Source organism: Inquilinus sp. (assembly GCF_039594555.1).
Lineage (GTDB): Bacteria > Pseudomonadota > Alphaproteobacteria > DSM-16000 > Inquilinaceae > Inquilinus.
Window position 1 is genome coordinate 1 of sequence record NZ_JBCNNF010000119.1, and the last position, 17,096, is coordinate 17,096.

At 70.8% G+C, this 17,096-nt stretch carries 12 protein-coding genes; 3 read left to right on the forward strand and 9 right to left on the reverse strand.

Annotated features, from left to right (window positions below):
* A partial coding sequence (locus tag ABDW35_RS14705; protein WP_343714626.1) for a DMT family transporter occupies nucleotides 1–705 on the reverse strand: 705 nt, incomplete at its 3' end.
* Between the two features lie 87 nt (nucleotides 706–792).
* Here ABDW35_RS14705 and ABDW35_RS14710 point away from each other — a divergent pair.
* Nucleotides 793–1,683, forward strand: coding sequence for a LysR substrate-binding domain-containing protein (locus ABDW35_RS14710; protein ID WP_343714627.1), 891 nt, complete (start codon nucleotides 793–795; stop codon nucleotides 1,681–1,683).
* 4 nt (nucleotides 1,684–1,687) lie between these two features.
* Here ABDW35_RS14710 and ABDW35_RS14715 read toward each other — a convergent pair whose 3' ends face one another.
* From ABDW35_RS14715 to ABDW35_RS14725, 3 genes are all read right to left on the reverse strand, one after another.
* Nucleotides 1,688–4,978: an AAA family ATPase gene (locus ABDW35_RS14715; RefSeq protein WP_343714628.1), complete on the reverse strand. Its 3,291-nt coding sequence runs from the start codon at nucleotides 4,976–4,978 to the stop codon at nucleotides 1,688–1,690.
* 222 nt (nucleotides 4,979–5,200) lie between these two features.
* A complete protein-coding gene (locus tag ABDW35_RS14720) occupies nucleotides 5,201–6,460 on the reverse strand; it encodes a lytic murein transglycosylase (protein ID WP_343714629.1) in 1,260 nt (419 codons plus the stop codon).
* A gap of 103 nt (nucleotides 6,461–6,563) precedes the next feature.
* Nucleotides 6,564–7,478: an MBL fold metallo-hydrolase gene (locus ABDW35_RS14725; RefSeq protein WP_343714630.1), complete on the reverse strand. Its 915-nt coding sequence runs from the start codon at nucleotides 7,476–7,478 to the stop codon at nucleotides 6,564–6,566.
* A 518-nt stretch (nucleotides 7,479–7,996) separates the two neighbouring features.
* Here ABDW35_RS14725 and ABDW35_RS14730 point away from each other — a divergent pair.
* On the forward strand, nucleotides 7,997–8,476 hold the full coding sequence (locus tag ABDW35_RS14730) for a (2Fe-2S)-binding protein (RefSeq protein WP_343714631.1): 480 nt from the start codon (nucleotides 7,997–7,999) through the stop codon (nucleotides 8,474–8,476).
* Nucleotides 8,476–10,689, forward strand: a complete 2,214-nt coding sequence (locus ABDW35_RS14735) for a molybdopterin cofactor-binding domain-containing protein (RefSeq protein ID WP_343714632.1) — start codon at nucleotides 8,476–8,478, stop codon at nucleotides 10,687–10,689. Before ABDW35_RS14730 ends, ABDW35_RS14735 begins: the two co-directional genes overlap by 1 nt.
* 151 nt (nucleotides 10,690–10,840) lie before the next feature.
* Here ABDW35_RS14735 and pnp read toward each other — a convergent pair whose 3' ends face one another.
* The 5 genes from pnp to infB all read right to left on the reverse strand — a co-directional run.
* Nucleotides 10,841–12,988 (reverse strand): polyribonucleotide nucleotidyltransferase, encoded by a 2,148-nt coding sequence (gene pnp / locus ABDW35_RS14740; RefSeq protein ID WP_343714633.1) that lies wholly within the window; start codon nucleotides 12,986–12,988, stop codon nucleotides 10,841–10,843.
* 231 nt (nucleotides 12,989–13,219) lie between these two features.
* Nucleotides 13,220–13,489 carry a 30S ribosomal protein S15 gene (gene rpsO / locus ABDW35_RS14745; RefSeq protein WP_088157909.1) on the reverse strand — a complete coding sequence of 90 codons (270 nt, stop codon included), beginning with the start codon at nucleotides 13,487–13,489 and terminating at the stop codon, nucleotides 13,220–13,222.
* Nucleotides 13,490–13,503: 14 nt separating this feature from the next.
* Nucleotides 13,504–14,460: a tRNA pseudouridine(55) synthase TruB gene (gene truB / locus ABDW35_RS14750; protein ID WP_343714634.1), complete on the reverse strand. Its 957-nt coding sequence runs from the start codon at nucleotides 14,458–14,460 to the stop codon at nucleotides 13,504–13,506.
* A complete protein-coding gene (rbfA, locus tag ABDW35_RS14755) occupies nucleotides 14,450–14,875 on the reverse strand; it encodes a 30S ribosome-binding factor RbfA (RefSeq protein ID WP_343714635.1) in 426 nt (141 codons plus the stop codon). Before rbfA ends, truB begins: the two co-directional genes overlap by 11 nt.
* 115 nt (nucleotides 14,876–14,990) lie before the next feature.
* Nucleotides 14,991–17,096, reverse strand: a 2,106-nt coding sequence (gene infB / locus ABDW35_RS14760) for a translation initiation factor IF-2 (RefSeq protein ID WP_343714636.1), incomplete at its 5' end; no start/stop codon positions are given.

Consider the following 17,096-nt stretch of genomic DNA (forward strand, 5'->3'; position numbering starts at 1 on the left):
ATAGGTCCAGGTGGCGTAGCCGATGGCCGCCGGCAGCACGCCGAGCCCGATCACCGCGGCGATGGTGGGCGCGCTGGCGACGGGCAACTCGGCGGCCGCCTCGGGCAGCCAGGGCGACAGCCACAGCGCGCCGGCCAGCAGCGTCCAGGCGGTGCAGGCCAGGGCGCCGTAGCGCGCCACCAAAGGCTTCTGCAGCACGACGTAGCAGGCCATGCACAGGGCCGATCCCAGCACCAGGCTGGCGCCGGCGCCGAAGGCCAGGCCGCCGGGCTGGGCCGCGGCGATCAGGGCGATGCCGGTGAAGCTGACCAGCGTGCCGGCCCAGCCGCGGGCGCCGAAGCGCTCGCCCAGCACCAGCCGGGCCAGCAGCGCGGTCAGGATCGGCGCGGTGTTGACGATGAAGCTGGCGGCGCCGGCGGCGACGCTGCGCTGCCCGCTGTTCAGCAGGATGTTGTAGGCGGCGATGCCGACCAGCCCGCACAGGGTGAAGCGCAGCAGGTCGGGCCAGGCCGGGCGCGGCGGCCGGCGCCAGGCCAGCCAGCCCAGGACCAGCACGGCGGCCACGGCGAAGCGGGCGGCGGCCAGCGGCACCGGCTGCAGCTCGCGCAGCGCCAGGCGGATCGCCGGGAAGGCCGAGGCCCAGGACAGGATGGTGACGGCCACGGCGGCGTAGGCGCCGAGGGCCCGGGGGGCGCGGCTGGACACGGTTGCACCTCGTTTCGACGCAAGGTCTCCGTTCTGGCACCGGCCGTGCTGTTGACATAGGGCACCGATCGAGCTTGAGCTGTGCACATGAATCACAGCTCAAGCCCGGAGCGTCCGCCGCTCGACAGCCTCGACACCGTCTGCGTCGCCGCCCGGCATGAGTCCTTCAGCGCCGCGGCCGAGGCGCTGGGCCTGACCCATGGCGCGGTCAGCCGACGGGTCGCCACGGTCGAGGCCTGGCTGGGCACGCCGCTGTTCGAGCGCCACGGCCGCGGCGTGCGGCTGACGCCGGACGGGCAGCGCTTCGTCTCGCGGGTGGAGGCGGCGTTCCGGCTGATCGACGAGGCGGCGGTGCGCTGGCGCCGCCGGCGCGGGCCGGAGGTGGTGCGGGTCAGCGTCGTGCCCGGCTTCGCCAAGCTCTGGCTGTTCCCGCGGCTGAGGGCGCTGGAGCGGGGCGACCCGGCGCTGCGGCTGGAGATCGCGGTCGAAGGCCGCAACGCCGATGTCGCGGGCGGCGAGGTCGACCTGGCAGTGCGCTACGGCCCCGGCGCCTGGCCCGGCGTCCAGGCCGTGCGCCTGCTGCCGGAACGGCTGTATCCGGTGGCCCATCCCGATCTCGCCCGGCGGGTCGGCGCCACGCCGGAGGGCCTGCTGCAGGCCCCGCTGCTGCACGATTCCGACCTGACCGGCTGGCGTGCTTGGTTCGACGCCCGCGGCATCGCGCTGAGGCCGCGGCCGCAGGACCGGCGCTTCGAGGATTACACGCTGGTGCTGGCGGCGGCGGAAGCCGGGCTGGGCATCGCCCTGGCCCGGGCGCCCTTCTCCGACCGCGCCGTGCAGGTGGGCGGTCTGGTGCGGCTGGGCGATCACGAGGCGCCCAGCCCGCTGGCCTATCACCTGGTGACCCGCACCGGCGGCGCCCGGCCGGCCGTCGCCGCGTTGGTGGCGCGGATGACGGCGCTGGCCGCCCGGACCTGAGCTTCTATTCCGCCGGCTGCTTCCTGGCGACCGCACCCATCAGGTCGAAATCGCCGCCGAGAACGGCATCCAGCCGGCCGCTGCGCCAGCCGCCGGCGTCGCGCACCAGGGGTGATGCGCCGTCGCGGTAGCGGCGGATGATGGCGGCCGCGCCCGGCGATGTTGCCAGCCGCCGTCCGGCGGCGTCATGCTCCCCGCCCTCCGGCATGTCGCGGTCCGGGCCGGCCGCCACGATGACCCGGGCCACCGTGCGCTGGGCGCTTTTTTCCGGGGCGGGGTCCTCGAGGACATGCAGGCCGTGCTCGCCGGCCAGGGCGCGGAAGGCGCCGAAGCCGGTGACGTGCAGGATGGGCCGGCCCTTGCCGCCGGGCGCGGCGTATTCCAGCAGCTGCATATGGCGGCGACCGGCCCAGGCACGATACATGTCCGTCAGCCGGCGGCACCACGCCTCCGCCTGGCTGCCGCCGCCGCCGGCGTCGAGCGCCGGCTCGACGCGCAGCAGGGCGTCGATCGGCGCACCGGCCGCGAGGTCGTCGAGGCCCGCGCGCAGGTTGAACAGCTGCAGCGCCAGCCGCGACGCCAGCTCCCGCGACGCCCGCTGCGGGGTGCCAACGGTGTGGGCGTAGCGCCGGTCCAGACTTTCGCCGGTGCGCGCGGCCTCGCGGATGCGGTCCATCAGCTCCAGGCGCGAGAAGACGGTGTGCCGGTCGTCCCGCGACCAGAAGGCGGGGTCGGCCAGCTCGGCCCGCAGCGTGTCGCCCAGCGTGGTCCAGTCCGGCCCGTCTATCTCCTCGCGGATGGCCTGCCAGCTGGCGTTCAGGAACGTCCGCTCGGCCTGCGAGCCGTTCGGCCGCAGCATGATCCCCGGCAGCGACAGCGTGTCGTCCAGCTCGATGTCCGGCGCCGCCTCCTCCGTCGGCGCGGCATCGGGATCGACGAACTCGACCTGGATGGCCTTGCCGTCGGAGCGCACGAACAGGAACTGGTCGCCCTCGGGGAAGCGGCGCTCCACCAGCGTGGCGGCCAGCGGCGCCAGCACCAGCTGGTCGATGGCGCGCTTCAGCGGTCGGGCTCCCATCTCCGGGCTGAAGCCGCGGTCCAGCAGGAACTCGATGGCGCCGGCCTCCCACTCCACCGCCCAGCTGCGCTCGCGCAGGCCCCGCCGCTCCTGCACCAGCGCCAGCTCCTTGTGCAGGATGTTGCGCATCAGCTCGCGCGACAGCGGCTGGAACACGATGATCCTGTCCAGCCGGTTGACGAATTCGGGGCGGAAGGTCTGGCCGATGGTGGCCAGCACCTGGTCCTCGCCATAGGCCTGCGGGTCCGCCAGGAAGCCGAAGCTCTGCCGGCGATGGGCGGTGGCGCCGAGATTCGAGGTCAGGATGATGAAGCTGTGGCGGAAATCGGCCTCGCGGCCATTGGCGTCGCTCAGCCGGCCGTCGTCGAAGATCTGCAGGAACAGGTCCCAGCAATTGGGATGCGCCTTCTCGAACTCGTCGAGCAGGATCACGCAGAAGGGCTGCTTGCGGACGCGGGCGATCAGCGAATCGGCGTCGCTCTCGCCCGGCTTGCCCAGGATCTTGGCGGTGGATTCGGCGGTCTGGAACTCGCTCATGTCCAGCCGCGCCATCCGGTCGGGGGCGCCGAACAGGAAGGTGGCCAGCGTCTTGGCCAGCTCGGTCTTGCCCGTGCCGGTCGGGCCGGCCAGCAGGAAGACGCCGATCGGCCGGCCGGGATCGGTCAGGCCGGCCTTCAGCATGGCGATGCGGTCGACCACCGCCTGCACCGCCTCGTCCTGGCCGATGACGCGGCGGCTAAAATAGTCGCGGATGGTGCCCAGCTCCACCCGCTGGCTGGTGTCGAGGATCACCGCCGGCAGGCCGGAGATCTGCGAGAGCGTGGCGATCACGCTGGCCGGGGTCAGCGTCTCCTCGCCGGCATGCAGCGACCGGGCGGTGGCGCGCTTCAGCAGCTCCAGCACGGCCCCGGGCAGCTGGCCGCTGCCGAGATAATGCTGGGCCAGTTCCATGGTCGTGGTGACGGCCTGCTCTGACACGGTCACGCCGACCGCGTCGCCGATGCGCCGGCCAAGCTCCCCCGCCAGCTCCAGCGTCTGGCCTTCGTTCATCGGCTCCAGCGCGACCGTCTCGATCACCGAACGCAGCGACGGGTAGGCCTGGAACAGCCGCGCCGCTGCCGCCTGGCTGGTTTCGCCGACCAGGATCAGGTCGCCCGCCACCACCGCCGGCATGATCTGGTCGAGGATGCTGGCCGCTTGGCCGCGATGGGTGCCGCTGCCGGCCATCTGGCCCAGGTCGCGCACATACCAGACGACCTTGCGGCGGGCATGCAGGGCGTCAACCAGCTGGCGGATCCGTCCCTCAAGCTGGCCGATATACATCTGGCCGGCCATCAGCTCGTGCCCGCTGGCCATGAACACCTGCCAGCCGGCTTCCTGCAGGCTCAGGCCCAGCAGGCGCAGGAACGCGCTCTTGCCGATGCGCGGGGTGCCGGTGACCAGGACCGAACGCGGCCGCGGCGCCTGGATGGCGGTCTCGGCGGTGGACAGCTGCTCCTGCCACACGGCGGGCGGGACCAGCAGCCGGTCGTCCTCGTCCTCGCTCCACAGCGTGCCGATGCCGGACAGGAAGGCGCGGTCGATCCGCGTGTCCTGCCAGACCCTGAGCGCTTCGAGCAGCCGGGCGGCGAAGGGGTGCCGGATCTTGCGCAGCAGGCCCCGGGCGGGGTCGAGGTCGAGTTCGGCATAGCGGCCGAGAAGGGTGCCGAAGCCGGGAGTGTCGCCGAGCTCGGCGCTGCGCTCGAAATAGACCTCGACGAAGCGGGAGATGACCGGGTTGTTCTCCCACCATTCCGGTGCGGCCAGGACCACCTGCCCAACCAGGGGGCGCGGATCCAGCGTGGTCAGGAACCGCAGCGCGTCGGGCAGGACATAGGGGCGGGTGTGCGGCAGGTGCCGCATCACCTCGTCGGCCAGCGACTGCCGGTCCGGATGGTCGCGCAGGACGGTGAAGGCGGCGCAGGCCATCGGCCAGTTGCCGCCCAGCGCGTGGTGGCGCAGCAGGTCGAAGCCGGCATCCGGGCGCCGCATCGCGTCGAGTGCCGCTTGGAACTCAGGAATGTCCGGCAGCTCTCCGGGGCCGCTGACCTCCTCCGCCTTCGGGGTCAGCGCCTGGCTGATCCGCTGCAGCAGGGCGGCGGCGCTCGCGGTCGGCGCGGGCTGCACCGCCGGCTCGGCGGCAGTCGACGCCTCGGTCGCCGACTCGGCTACGGGCACGGGCACGGGCTCGGCCGCAGGCGCCGGCTCGGGGATGGATGGGGCTGCGGCTGGCCGCCACCGCGTCACGACAAGGCTGGCGAGTATGCCGGCCACGGCACCGGCCAGGATGCTGTACAGCAGATCGGGCATGCGCGAGTCGTCGTCAGGGATCCGGCCGGATCACTCCGACCGGAAACCGCGCCTTTGGCAAGAGGGGTTCGGCCGCGACGCGGCCGGTCCTCACCCGGCCCGCACCTGCTGCAGCAGGGTCGTGGTCGGGAACCCGTCCGGCACCAGGCCCTTGCTAGCCTGCCAGCCACGGATCGCCCCGCGCGTCGCCGGCCCGACCAGCCCGTCCGGGCTGCCGCCGGTGGCGAAGCCCTTCGCCGCCAGCAGCGACTGCAGCTCCATCACCTCGCTGCGGGACAGCGGCTGCTCGTCGCGCGGCCAGGACCCGGCGATCGGGCCGCCGCCGGCCAGCCGGTCCGACAGGGTGGCCACGGCCAGGGCGTAGCTGGTCGAGTTGTTGTACTTCATGATGACGCTGAAGTTCGGGCCGACCAGGAAGGCCGGGCCGCGCGCCCCCGCCGGGGTGATCACCGAGGCATCGCCTAGCGCCGGCAGGCTGCGGCCGGACACCGGCTTCACCCCCAGCGCCGCCCATTGCGCCACCGGCTGCCTGGTGCTCAGCTCCGCCACCGAATAGTCGAAGCCGCGCGGCAGGGTGACCTCGACGCCCCAGGGCTGGCCGCGCTGCCAGCCGGACTGCGCCAGGTAGTTGGCGGTCGAGGCCATGACGTCTGGGATGCTGCCCCAGATGTCGCGGCGGCCGTCGCCATCGGCGTCGACGGCGGAGCTCAGGAACACCGTCGGCAGGAACTGGGTGTTGCCCATGGCGCCGGCCCAGGAGCCCAGCATGCGGTCGCGGCTGATGTCGCCCTGCTGCAGGATCTGCAACGCCGCGAACAGCTGCTCCTTGGCCCAGTCCTGGCGGCGGCCCTCATAGCCGAGCGTGGCCAGGGCGTCGATCACCTCGGTGGTGCCGAAATTCTGGCCGTAATTGCTCTCGATGCCCCAGATCGCGGTGATGACCTGCTTCGGCACGCCGTAGCGCTGCTCGACGGCGTTGGCGGTCGACCCCCACTGCGCCAGCATCGCCTGGCCGTTGCGAATGCGGTCGGGCGAGACGGCGCTGTCGAGATAGGTCCAGATCGCCTTGGTGAATTCCGCCTGCGACTGGTCGGCATCGACCACCTTGGGCAGGAACTGCACGGTGTCGAAGGCCGTGGCCAGCGTCGCCTGGCTGATGCCGCGCGCCGCAGCCTCTGCCCGGAACGCCGCCACCCATTGCTGGAAGCCCTGCGCCTCGGACTGGGCCGGGAAGGCGGCCGAGGCGCCCGGCATCGGGGTCGGCACCACCGGCTGGCCCTGGCCCGAGCTCTGGCAGCCGGCCAGCAGCACCACCCCGGCCAGCACCGCCATCCGCGTGGTCATCGACATGGGCCCTCTCCGCGATTTCCGAATCAGTCGGTGAACGTCGCGGCAAAGTGCCTTGAGATCAAGGCCGGAGCGCGGCAGGGCGGCCGCAATGTCCCCGGGACCGTCACCCCTGCGGCGCGTCCGGGAAGGCGTCGAGCGGGATCTTCAGGTAGCGCCTGCCGTTCGCCTCGGGCTCGGGCAGGCGGCCGCCGCGGATGTTCACCTGCAGCGCCGCCAGCATCAGCGCCGGCAGCGGCAGGGTCCGGTCGCGGTCCCGGCGCAGGGCGATGAATTCGGCCTCCGACACCGCGGCAATATGGATGTTCCGCTCCTTCTGCCCGGCGACGCTGCTCTGCCACCGCGGCTCGCGCCCGTCCGGCCGGTAGTCGTGGCCGGTGAACAGGCGGGTGTCGTCCGGCAGGGCCAGGATGCGCTGGATCGACGCCCAGAGCTGCCGCGCGTCGCCGCCCGGGAAGTCGGCCCGCGCCGTGCCGCCATCGGGCATGAACAGCGTGTCGTGAATGAAGGCGGCGTCGCCGATGACATAGGTGACCGACGCCATGGTGTGGCCCGGGCAGAACAGCACCTGCGCCTCCAGGCTGCCGATCCGGAACCGGTCGCCGTCGCGGAACAGCCGGTCCCAGCCCGTCCCGTCGGTCGGCTGGTCCGGCAGGTGGTACAGCTCCCGCCACAGCGCCTGCACGCCGGCCACCTTCTCGCCGATCCCGGTCGGGGCGCCGGTCCTCTCCTTCAGATAGGCGGCGGCCGAAAAATGGTCGGCATGCGGATGGGTGTCGAGGATCCAGGCCACCCGCAGCCCGCACCGCGCGACATGGTCGAGGATCAGGTCGGCGTTGCGGGTCGAGACGGTGCCGGATTTCAGGTCGAAATCCAGCACCGGGTCGATGATGGCGCAGTCGCCGGTCGCGGGGTCGGCAACGATGTACTGCACGCTGCCGGTCGGCGGGTCGTAGACGGCATGGACGGCGGGGGAGGCGCGCCCCATCGCCGGGGCCAGGATCGGGTCTGTCTTGGTCATGGGCGCCGCCGGCTCAGTCTCTGGGCTCGGGCGCGTCCTCACCAATCGCGAGCGGTCCGGCCATGTCACCCTCCATCATCATCGCGGATCAGGGCGCAGCGCCCTGCGCCTGCGGGATGTCAGCCTGCAATAGCGCTGCTACGGGAAGATTGCAGGTCAAATTCGATACAATTTCGACAGTAACAGATAATGGTCGAGTCATCGACACGAATATCGTCGCAGTATTATGGATATAATGAACGAGATAATCTGACCAATCGTGGGTTAAATCACAGCCGGCTGGTTCGTGCATAAGGCATGGACAGCGGCGGCTCGCTAAATACCATACCGATATTGTTGTTTTCGTCCGCGAATGGGACGGGATGCCGCAGCGATGCGCTGGCCTGGGGACACCGTCCGGTTTCCCTGGCACAGTTCTGCGACAAGCGGATCGTATCCTTCTCCCTTCTGGAAATCCTGGACCCGGCGCACTGGCGGCGGTCCGCCGTGCATGGCCGGTCGCAGAGACGGAGCTGTCCATGCCTGTCGAACTGAACATCAATGGCCGGATCGAGCATATCGACGCGCCGCCGGAGATGCCCCTGCTGTGGGCCCTGCGCGACGAGCTCGGCCTGGTCGGCACCAAATTCGGCTGCGGCGCGGGGCTGTGCGGCGCCTGCACCGTGCATCTCGACGGCGCCGCGGTGCGCGCCTGCCAGACGCCGATCGGCGATGTCGGCACCGCCAGGATCGTGACCATCGAGGGCATCGGCGCCACCGATGTCGGCGCCCGGCTGCAGCAGGCCTGGCTGGCCTTCGACGTGATGCAGTGCGGCTACTGCCAGGCCGGGCAGATCATGTCCGCCGCGGCGCTGCTGGCCAGCACCCCGGCGCCCGGCGACGACGACATCGATTCCGCCATGGCCGGCAATCTCTGCCGATGCGGCACCTACACCCGCATCCGCGCCGCCATCCACAAGGCGGCGGAGCGGAACGCGGCCGAGGGGAGTGCCGGCTGATGGGACATCTGCTTCATGAGGCCGGGCTCGGCCGGCGCGCCTTCCTCAAGGCCTCGCTGCTGGTCGGCGGCGGCCTGCTGATCGACGCCACCCTGCCGCTGCCGGCACTGGCGGCCGGCGAGGGCGCCGGCACGCTCGGCGCCTTCATCGCCATCGCGCCCGACGGGCGGGTGACGATCACCGGCAAGAACCCGGAGATCGGGCAGGGCATCAAGACGTCGCTGCCGATGATCATCGCCGATGAGCTGGACGTCGACTGGGATCAGGTCACCGTCACCCAGGCAATGGTGAACGAGGCGGTGTACGGCCCGCAGACCGCGGGCGGCAGCCGCGCCACGCCGACCAACTGGATGCCGCTGCGCCAGGCCGGCGCGGCGGCGCGGGCGCTGCTGGTGCAGGCCGCGGCGCGGCGCTGGGACGTGCCGGCCGACAGCGTCACCACCCGCTCCGGCCGGCTGCTGCATGAGGCCAGCGGGCGGTCCCTCGGCTATGGCGAGGTGGCGGCCGAGGCCGCGGCGCTGCCGATGCCGGACCCGGCGTCGGTCCGGCTGAAGGACCCGGCGGCGTTCCGCATCATCGGCCGGCCGACCGGCGGCTGCGACAGCCCGCGCGTGGTGCGCGGCGAGCCGATCTTCGGCATCGACACCCGGCTGCCCGGCATGCTGTACGCGGTGTTCGAGCGCTGCCCGGTGTTCGGCGGCACGCTGAAATCGGCCGATCTCGACGCCGCGCGCGCCAAGCCCGGCGTGCGCCAGGTGTTCACGGTCAAGGGCAACGGCCGGGCCGAGAGCCTGGTCGACGGCGTGGCCATCCTGGCCAGCAACTGGTGGCTGGCCAACCAGGCCCGCGCGGCGCTGAACGCCCAGTGGGACGAGGGGCCGGGCGCGGCGCAGAGCAGCGCGGCCTATGACGCCCAGGCCAAGGCTTTCCTCGACGGCGCGCCGCAGGCCGAGCTGTTCCGCACCGGCGACGTCGATGGCGCGCTGGCCGGGGCGGCGAAGCGGATCACGGCGGACTATGCCTATCCCTATCTGTCGCATGCGCCGCTGGAGCCGCAGAACTGCACCGCGCTGTGGCACGAGGACGGGACGCTGGAGCTATGGGCACCGAGCCAGCTGCCGGAGCGCGGGCGCGGCATCGTCGCCGACGCGCTGGGGCTGAAGCCGGAGCAGATCACCATGCACATGCCGCGCATCGGCGGCGGCTTCGGCCGGCGGCTGATGAACGACTATGTGGTGCAGGCCTCGGCGATCGCGCGGCAGGTGCCGGGCACGCCGGTCAAGCTGGTCTGGACCCGGACGGAAGACATCCAGCACGATTTCTACCGCCCGGCCGGCTGGCACCGTTTCACCGCGGGCCTCGACGCGGCCGGCAAGCCCGCTGCCTTCGCCGCCCATTTCGTCACTCTGACCCGGGGCGGCAAGCCGGTGTCGGGCGGCGAGTTCGACTTCCAGGACCTGCCGGCGCTGATGACACCGAACCTGGTCTTCGCCCAGTCCGGCATCGACAGCGCGGTGCCGACCGGGCCGATGCGGGCGCCGCGGTCGAACGGCCTGGCCTGGGCTTATCAGTCCTTCTTGGACGAGGTGGCGCAGGCGGCCGGCACCGACCTGCCGACGCTGCTGCTGGGACTGCTGGGCGAGCCGCGGCTGCTGCCGGCGCGGCAGGGGTCGTCGGCCCAGTTCCACACCGGCCGGGCCCGCGGCGTGATCGAGAAGGTGCTGGCGATGTCGAACTGGCCGGTCAAGCCGGCTGGGGCGGGCAGCGCCAAGGGCTTCGCCTTCTATTTCTGCCATCTCGGCTATTTCGCCGAGGTGGTGGAGGCGGCGGTGGCGCAGGACGGCACGGTGCGGGTGCCGCGGGTCTGGGTGGCCGGCGACATCGGCAGCCATGTGGTCAACCCGTCCGGCGCCGAGAACCAGGTGCGAGGCTCGGTGATCGACGGGTTGGGCCAGGCGTTGGGCGGGCTGTCGATCACGCTGGCCGGCGGGCGGATCGAGCAGGAGAATTTCGACACCTACCCGCTGCCGCGCATTCCGGGCACGCCGGACATCGCCGTCGCCTTCGTGGCCAGTGATTTCCCGCCGACCGGCCTGGGCGAGCCGGCCTTGCCGCCGGTGATCCCGGCGCTGTGCAACGCCGTCTTCGCTGCCACCGGCAAGCGGGTGCGCAAGCTGCCGCTGGACACGGCGGGCTTCAGCCGGGCGGCGTAGCAGGGGCGGTAACAAGAAGGGGCAGCCCAGGCGGGCTGCCCCTTGCTTTTATCTGTCATGCCCGGGCTTGACCCGGGCATCCAGAGACTGTCCACACCTCCTGGATTGCCGGGTCAAGCCCGGCAATGACAGGGAGAGTGTTCCACCAACCTCAGTTGGCCGCGTCGTTCTGGCGCTGGGCCTCTTCGCGCGGCAGCTCGGCGCCGGTCTGCTGGTCGATGAACTTCATCGACAGCTTGATCTTGCCGCGGTCGTCGAAGCCCAGGACCTTGACCTTGACCTCGTCGCCCATCTTGACGACGTCCGCCACCTTGGCGACGCGGCCGGGCCGCATCTCCGAGATGTGGACCAGGCCGTCGCGGCTGCCCAGGAAGTTGACGAAGGCGCCGAAATCGACGGTCTTCACCACCTTGCCGTTATAGACCTTGCCGACCTCGGGCTCGGCGACGATGCCCTTGATCCAGTTGATCGCCGCCTCGGCCGCGCTCTCGTCGACCGCCGCCACCTTGATGGTGCCGTCATCCTCGATGTCGATCTTGGCGCCGGTGGTCTCGGTGATCTCACGGATCACCTTGCCGCCCGTGCCGATCACTTCGCGGATCTTATCCTTCGGGATCGAGAAGGTGGTGATGCGCGGCGCGTTCTTGTTGACCTCGCCGCGGGCCGCCGACAGGGCCTTCGACATCTCGCCCAGGATGTGAACGCGGCCTTCGCGCGCCTGCTCCAGCGCGATCTTCATGATCTCCTCGGTGATCGAGGTGATCTTGATGTCCATCTGCAGGCTGGTGACGCCGCGCTCGGTGCCGGCCACCTTGAAGTCCATGTCGCCGAGATGGTCCTCGTCGCCCAGGATGTCGGTCAGGACGGCGAAGCGCTCGCCTTCCTTGATCAGACCCATGGCGATGCCGGCCACCGGGCTGGACAGCGGCACGCCGGCATCCATCAGGGCCAGCGACGAGCCGCAGACCGTGGCCATCGAGGAGGAGCCGTTCGACTCGGTGATCTCCGACACCACGCGGATGGTGTAGGGGAACTGCTCCTTGGTCGGCAGGATCGGGTGCACCGCACGCCAGGCCAGCTTGCCGTGGCCGATCTCGCGGCGGCCCGGGCTGCCCATGCGCCCCGCTTCACCGACCGAATAGGGCGGGAAGTTGTAGTGCAGCATGAAGTTCTCGCGGTACTCGCCCTCGAGCGCATCGATGATCTGCTCGTCCTGGCCGGTGCCCAGCGTGGTGACCACCAGCGCCTGGGTCTCGCCGCGGGTGAACAGGGCCGAGCCATGGGCCCGCTTCAGCACGCCGACCTCGGCGACGATCGGGCGGACCGTCTTGGTGTCGCGGCCGTCGATGCGCAGGCCGGTGTCCAGGATGTTGCCGCGGACGATGTCGCTCTCGAAATCCTTGAACACGCCCGGGCCGACCGCCAGCTCGGCCTCGTTGCCCTCGAGCAGGGCCAGGGCCTTCTCCTTGACCGCGTCGACCGCGGCGTAGCGGTCCTGCTTGCGGACGATCTTGTAGGCGTCGCGCAGCTCGCCGGCGACGGCCTGGAACTTGGCCTTGACGGAGGCGACCTCGGCCGGCTCGTCGGTCAGGGCCCAGGGCTCCTTGGCGCACATCTCGGCCAGCTCGATGATCGCCTGGATCACCTGCTTGGCGGCGGCATGGCCGAAGGCGACGGCGCCGAGCATGATCTCCTCGGTCAGCTCCTGCGCCTCGGACTCGACCATCAGCACGCCTTCCTCGGTGCCGGCGACGACGAGGTCGAGCGCGCTCTCCTTGGTCTGCTCCAGCGTCGGGTTCAGCACGTACTGGCCGTCGATGTAGCCGACGCGGGCGGCGCCGATCGGGCCCAGGAACGGAATGCCGGAGATGGTCAGGGCGGCCGAGGCGCCGATCATCGCCGCGATGTCCGGATCATTCTCCAGATCGTGGCTCAGCACCGTGGCGACGACCTGGGTCTCGTTGCGGTAGCTCGGGTGGAACAGCGGGCGGATCGGGCGGTCGATCAGGCGGCTGACCAGCGTCTCGTTCTCGGACGGGCGGCCTTCGCGCTTGAAGAAGCCGCCCGGGATCTTGCCGGCGGCGAACGCCTTCTCCTGGTAGTTCACGGTCAGCGGAAAGAAGTCGAACTTCGACTTCTGCTTCGACCCGACCGCGGTGCAGAGCACCACGCTCTCGCCATAGGTGACGAGCACGGCGCCGTCGGCCTGGCGGGCGATCTTGCCCGTCTCGAGGACCAGCTTGCGGCCGCCCCAGTTGATCTCTTTGCGATAGATGTTGAACATCGCGTTTTCCTTCATCGGACACCCCGTGCCACTTCGGGCCTATCGGGGTCGGGCCGCTCCACGCCGGGCCCGGGGGCGAAATACGACAAGCGCCGCCGGCTGGGGGGCCGGCGGCGCCGATGTCACGAAATCAGAGACTCTCTTCCGACCGTCATCCTCGCGAAAGCGGGGATCTCATCACGTCCAAACCGGATGGAGATTCCCGCTTTCGCGGGAATGACAGGGAAAAGAGGGTGCATGCGGTTGTTAGCGACGCAGGCCGAGACGCTTGACGATGTCCTCGTAGCGCGCGTTGTTCTTGCGCTTGAGATAGTCGAGCAGGCGGCGGCGGCGGCCGACCATGATCAGAAGACCCCGACGGCTGTGGAAGTCCTTCGAGTGGGTCTTCAGGTGTTCGGTCAGGTTGGCGATGCGCTCGGACAGGATCGCGACCTGCACCTCCGGCGAACCGGTGTCCCCGGCCTTCGGGGCATAGGTGCCAATGACTTCCTGCTTGCGCTCCGGCGTAATCGACATCGTGGTCTCCTAGATCAGAGGTTGAGGATGCGCACCGGCCGGATCTCGCCGCCGTCGATACGGGCCAGGGCCACGGGGGCGTCCCCGCAGAAGGCCAGAACGATGGCGTCCGGGTTGTCCGGATCGAGATCGAGGGCGGCGATCCGCTCCCGATCCGAGCGCCGAAGCAGCGCGACCGACTGGCCGTGCCGCATCCGTTGCGCTTCGGCTTCCGTCAGGGCCACCGCCGGGATGTCGTCCAGCGGGGTCTCGACCGGAAGCAGAATGCCGTCGAGGGCCGATTGCTCGGCCCCCGGCTGCTTGGCTAGCGCGTCGATATGCTCCAAGGGGACCGCGTCGTCAAGGCCGAAGGGGCCAACCGCGGTCCGGCGCAATGCGACGATGTGTCCCACCGTGCCGAGGGCGAGGGCGATGTCGCGGGCCAGGCCGCGCATATAGGCACCCTTGCCGGACTGCACGTCGAAGGTGGCGTGGTCGCGGTCCGGGATCTCGGCCAGGCTCAGGTCGTCGATCCGGATCAGCCGCGGCGCCAGCGGCACCGCCTCGCCGGCGCGGGCCAGGTCGTAGGAGCGCTCGCCATCGACCTTGATGGCGGAGAAGGCCGGCGGCACCTGGCTGATCTCGCCGATGAAGCGGGGCACGACCGCGGCGATGGCGTCCGGGTCGGGCCGCACGTCGCTGGTCGCGGTGACCTGGCCCTCGGCGTCGTCGGTGTCGCGCGCCTCGCCCCAGCGCACGGTGAAGCGGTAGGTCTTCTCGCCATCCATGGCGTAGGGCACGGTCTTGGTCGCCTCGCCCAGCGCGATCGGCAGGATGCCGCTGGCCAGCGGGTCCAGCGTGCCGGCATGGCCCGCCTTCTCGGCGTCGAAGATCCGGCGGATGCGGCCGACCACCTGGGTCGAGGTGACGCCGACCGGCTTGTCGACCACCACCCAGCCATGCACCGGGCGGCCGCGCTTCCTACGCGCCATTGGCGTCGTCCGCGTCGTCCGGATCCTTGTCGTCCGTCAGGTCGCGGGCGATCACGTCCTGGTGCAGCAGCGTGTTGATCTTCTGGGCATAGTCGAACGACGTGTCGGCCTGGAAGCTGAGCTGGGGCGTGTGGCGCAGCCGGACGGCCTTCGCCACCTGGCCGCGCAGGAACGGCGCGGCCCGGCGCAGCGCCGGGAGCACGATGTCCATCTTGTCGCCGTTCAGCGTCGTGACGAAGACGGTGGCGTGCTTCATGTCCGGGCTGGGACGGACCTCGGAGACGGTGATCGGCACGCCGGCCAGGTCGGGGTCGTGCAGCTCGCCGCGCAGCAGGATGGCAGCCAAAGCGTGGCGCAGCTCCTCGCCGACGCGCAGCTGGCGTTGGCTCGGGCCGTTGGCAGGGGTGTGTCGCATGGTCTGTACTCGAAACGGCGCCGGTCCGGCGGGCGGGTGTGCCGCCCGGCCGGACCGGGGAAGGAACTGCCGTCAGGCCCGGAGGCCGGCGGCGCTGGGGCAGGAGGGGCCGGCGTTAGAGCGCGCGGACCTCCTCGACCAGCTCGAAGCACTCGATCACGTCGCCGGCGCGGATGTCGTCGTAATTCTCGAAGGCCATGCCGCATTCGTAACCCTCGCGCACTTCGCGGACTTCGTCCTTGAAGCGCTTCAGGGTCTTCAGCGTGCCCTCGTGGATCACGACGTTGTCGCGCAGCAGGCGGACGCCGGCACCGCGCTTGACCACGCCGTTGGTGATCATGCAGCCGGCGACCTTGCCGACCTTGGTGATGTTGAAGACCTCGCGGATCTCGGCATTGCCGATGTAGTTCTCGCGCATCTTCGGCGCCAGCAGGCCGGTCAGGGCCGCCTTCACGTCGTCGATCACGTTGTAGATGATCGAGTAGTAGCGGATCTCCACACCGTCACGCTTGGCCATCTCCCGCGCCTGCGGGTTGGCGCGGACGTTGAAGCCGATCAGCATGGCGCCGGTCGACGCGGCCAGGGTGACGTCGCTCTCGGTGATGGCGCCGACCGCGGAATGCAGCACGCGCACCTTCACCTCGACATTGTCGCCCGCGGCCTTCTCCAGCGAACCGGCGATGGCCTCGACCGAACCCTGCACGTCACCCTTGATGATGACCGGCAGCTCCTTCGCCTCACCCTCGCGGATCTTCTCGAACATCTGTTCGAGCGAGCCGCGCGCGGTAGCGACATGGGACGCCTCGCGACGCTTGCGGTTGCGGAACTCGGTGATCTCGCGGGCGCGGCTCTCGCTGTCGACGACCACGAAGTCGTCGCCGGCGAGCGGCGTGCCGTTGAGGCCGAGCACCTCGACCGGCTGGGCCGGGCCCGCCGATTTCAGGTTCTGGCCGCGATCGTCGAGCAGGGCGCGCACGCGGCCCCATTCGCCGCCGGTGACAAAGATGTCGCCGACCTTGACAGTGCCGCGCTGGACCAGGACGGTCGCAACCGAGCCGCGGCCGCGCTCCAGCTTGGCCTCGACCACGGTGCCTTCGGCCGGGCGGTCCGGATTGGCCTTGAGATCCAGCACCTCGGCCTGCAGCAGGATCGCCTCGACCAGCTTATCCAGGCCCTGGCCGGTCTTGGCCGAGACCGGGACGTCGAGGGTCTCGCCGCCCATCTCCTCGACCACGATCTCGTGCTGCAGCAGCTCGGTGCGCACGCGCTCCGGCTTCGCATCCGGAAGATCGATCTTGTTGATGGCGACGATGATCGGCACCTCCGCCGCGCGGGCGTGGCGGATGGCCTCGATCGTCTGCGGCATGACGCCGTCATTGGCGGCCACCACCAGCACGACGATGTCGGTGGTGTTGGCGCCGCGGGCGCGCATCTCGGTGAAGGCGGCGTGGCCCGGCGTGTCGATGAAGGTGACGCGCTGGCCGGATGCGACCTGCACCTGATAGGCGCCGATGTGCTGGGTGATGCCGCCGGCCTCGCCCGACACGACGTTGGTGTGCCGCAGCGCGTCCAGCAGCGAGGTCTTGCCGTGGTCGACATGGCCCATGATGGTGACGACCGGGGGCCGCGGCTGCAGATTCTCCGCCGCATCCTCGTCGCCGCGCATGCCGATCTCGACGTCGGATTCGGCGACGCGCTTCACCTTGTGGCCGAACTCCGCCACCACCAGCTCGGCGGTGTCGGCGTCGATCGACTGGGTGATGGTCGCCATCACGCCCATGCGCATCAGCGACTTGACCACGTCGCCGCCGCGCTCGGCCATGCGGTTGGCCAGCTCCTGCACGGTGATAACCTCGGGGACGACCACCTCGCGGGCGATCTTCTCCTGGTTCTGGCTCTGCATCGCCAGGCGCTCGCGCTCGCGGGCCCGGCGCATCGCCGCCAGGCTGCGGCCGCGGGTCTCGCCGTCGTCGCTGAGGGCCTGCACCACGGTCATCTTGCCGGAGCGGCGCTTCGGCTCGGACTTGCCCGCACCGGGGGTACGCTTCGGCGGGCTGGCCGGGGCACCGCGGCCGGGCAGGGCGCCGCGGCCGGGCGCACCGCGACCGGGGGCACCACCAGTGCGACGGCGGGTGTCCTCTTCGTCGTCGGCCATGGCCGGGACGCCGCGCAGACCGGCCGCATCGGCGGCCGGGGCACGCGCCGCGGCGGCCTGGCCGGG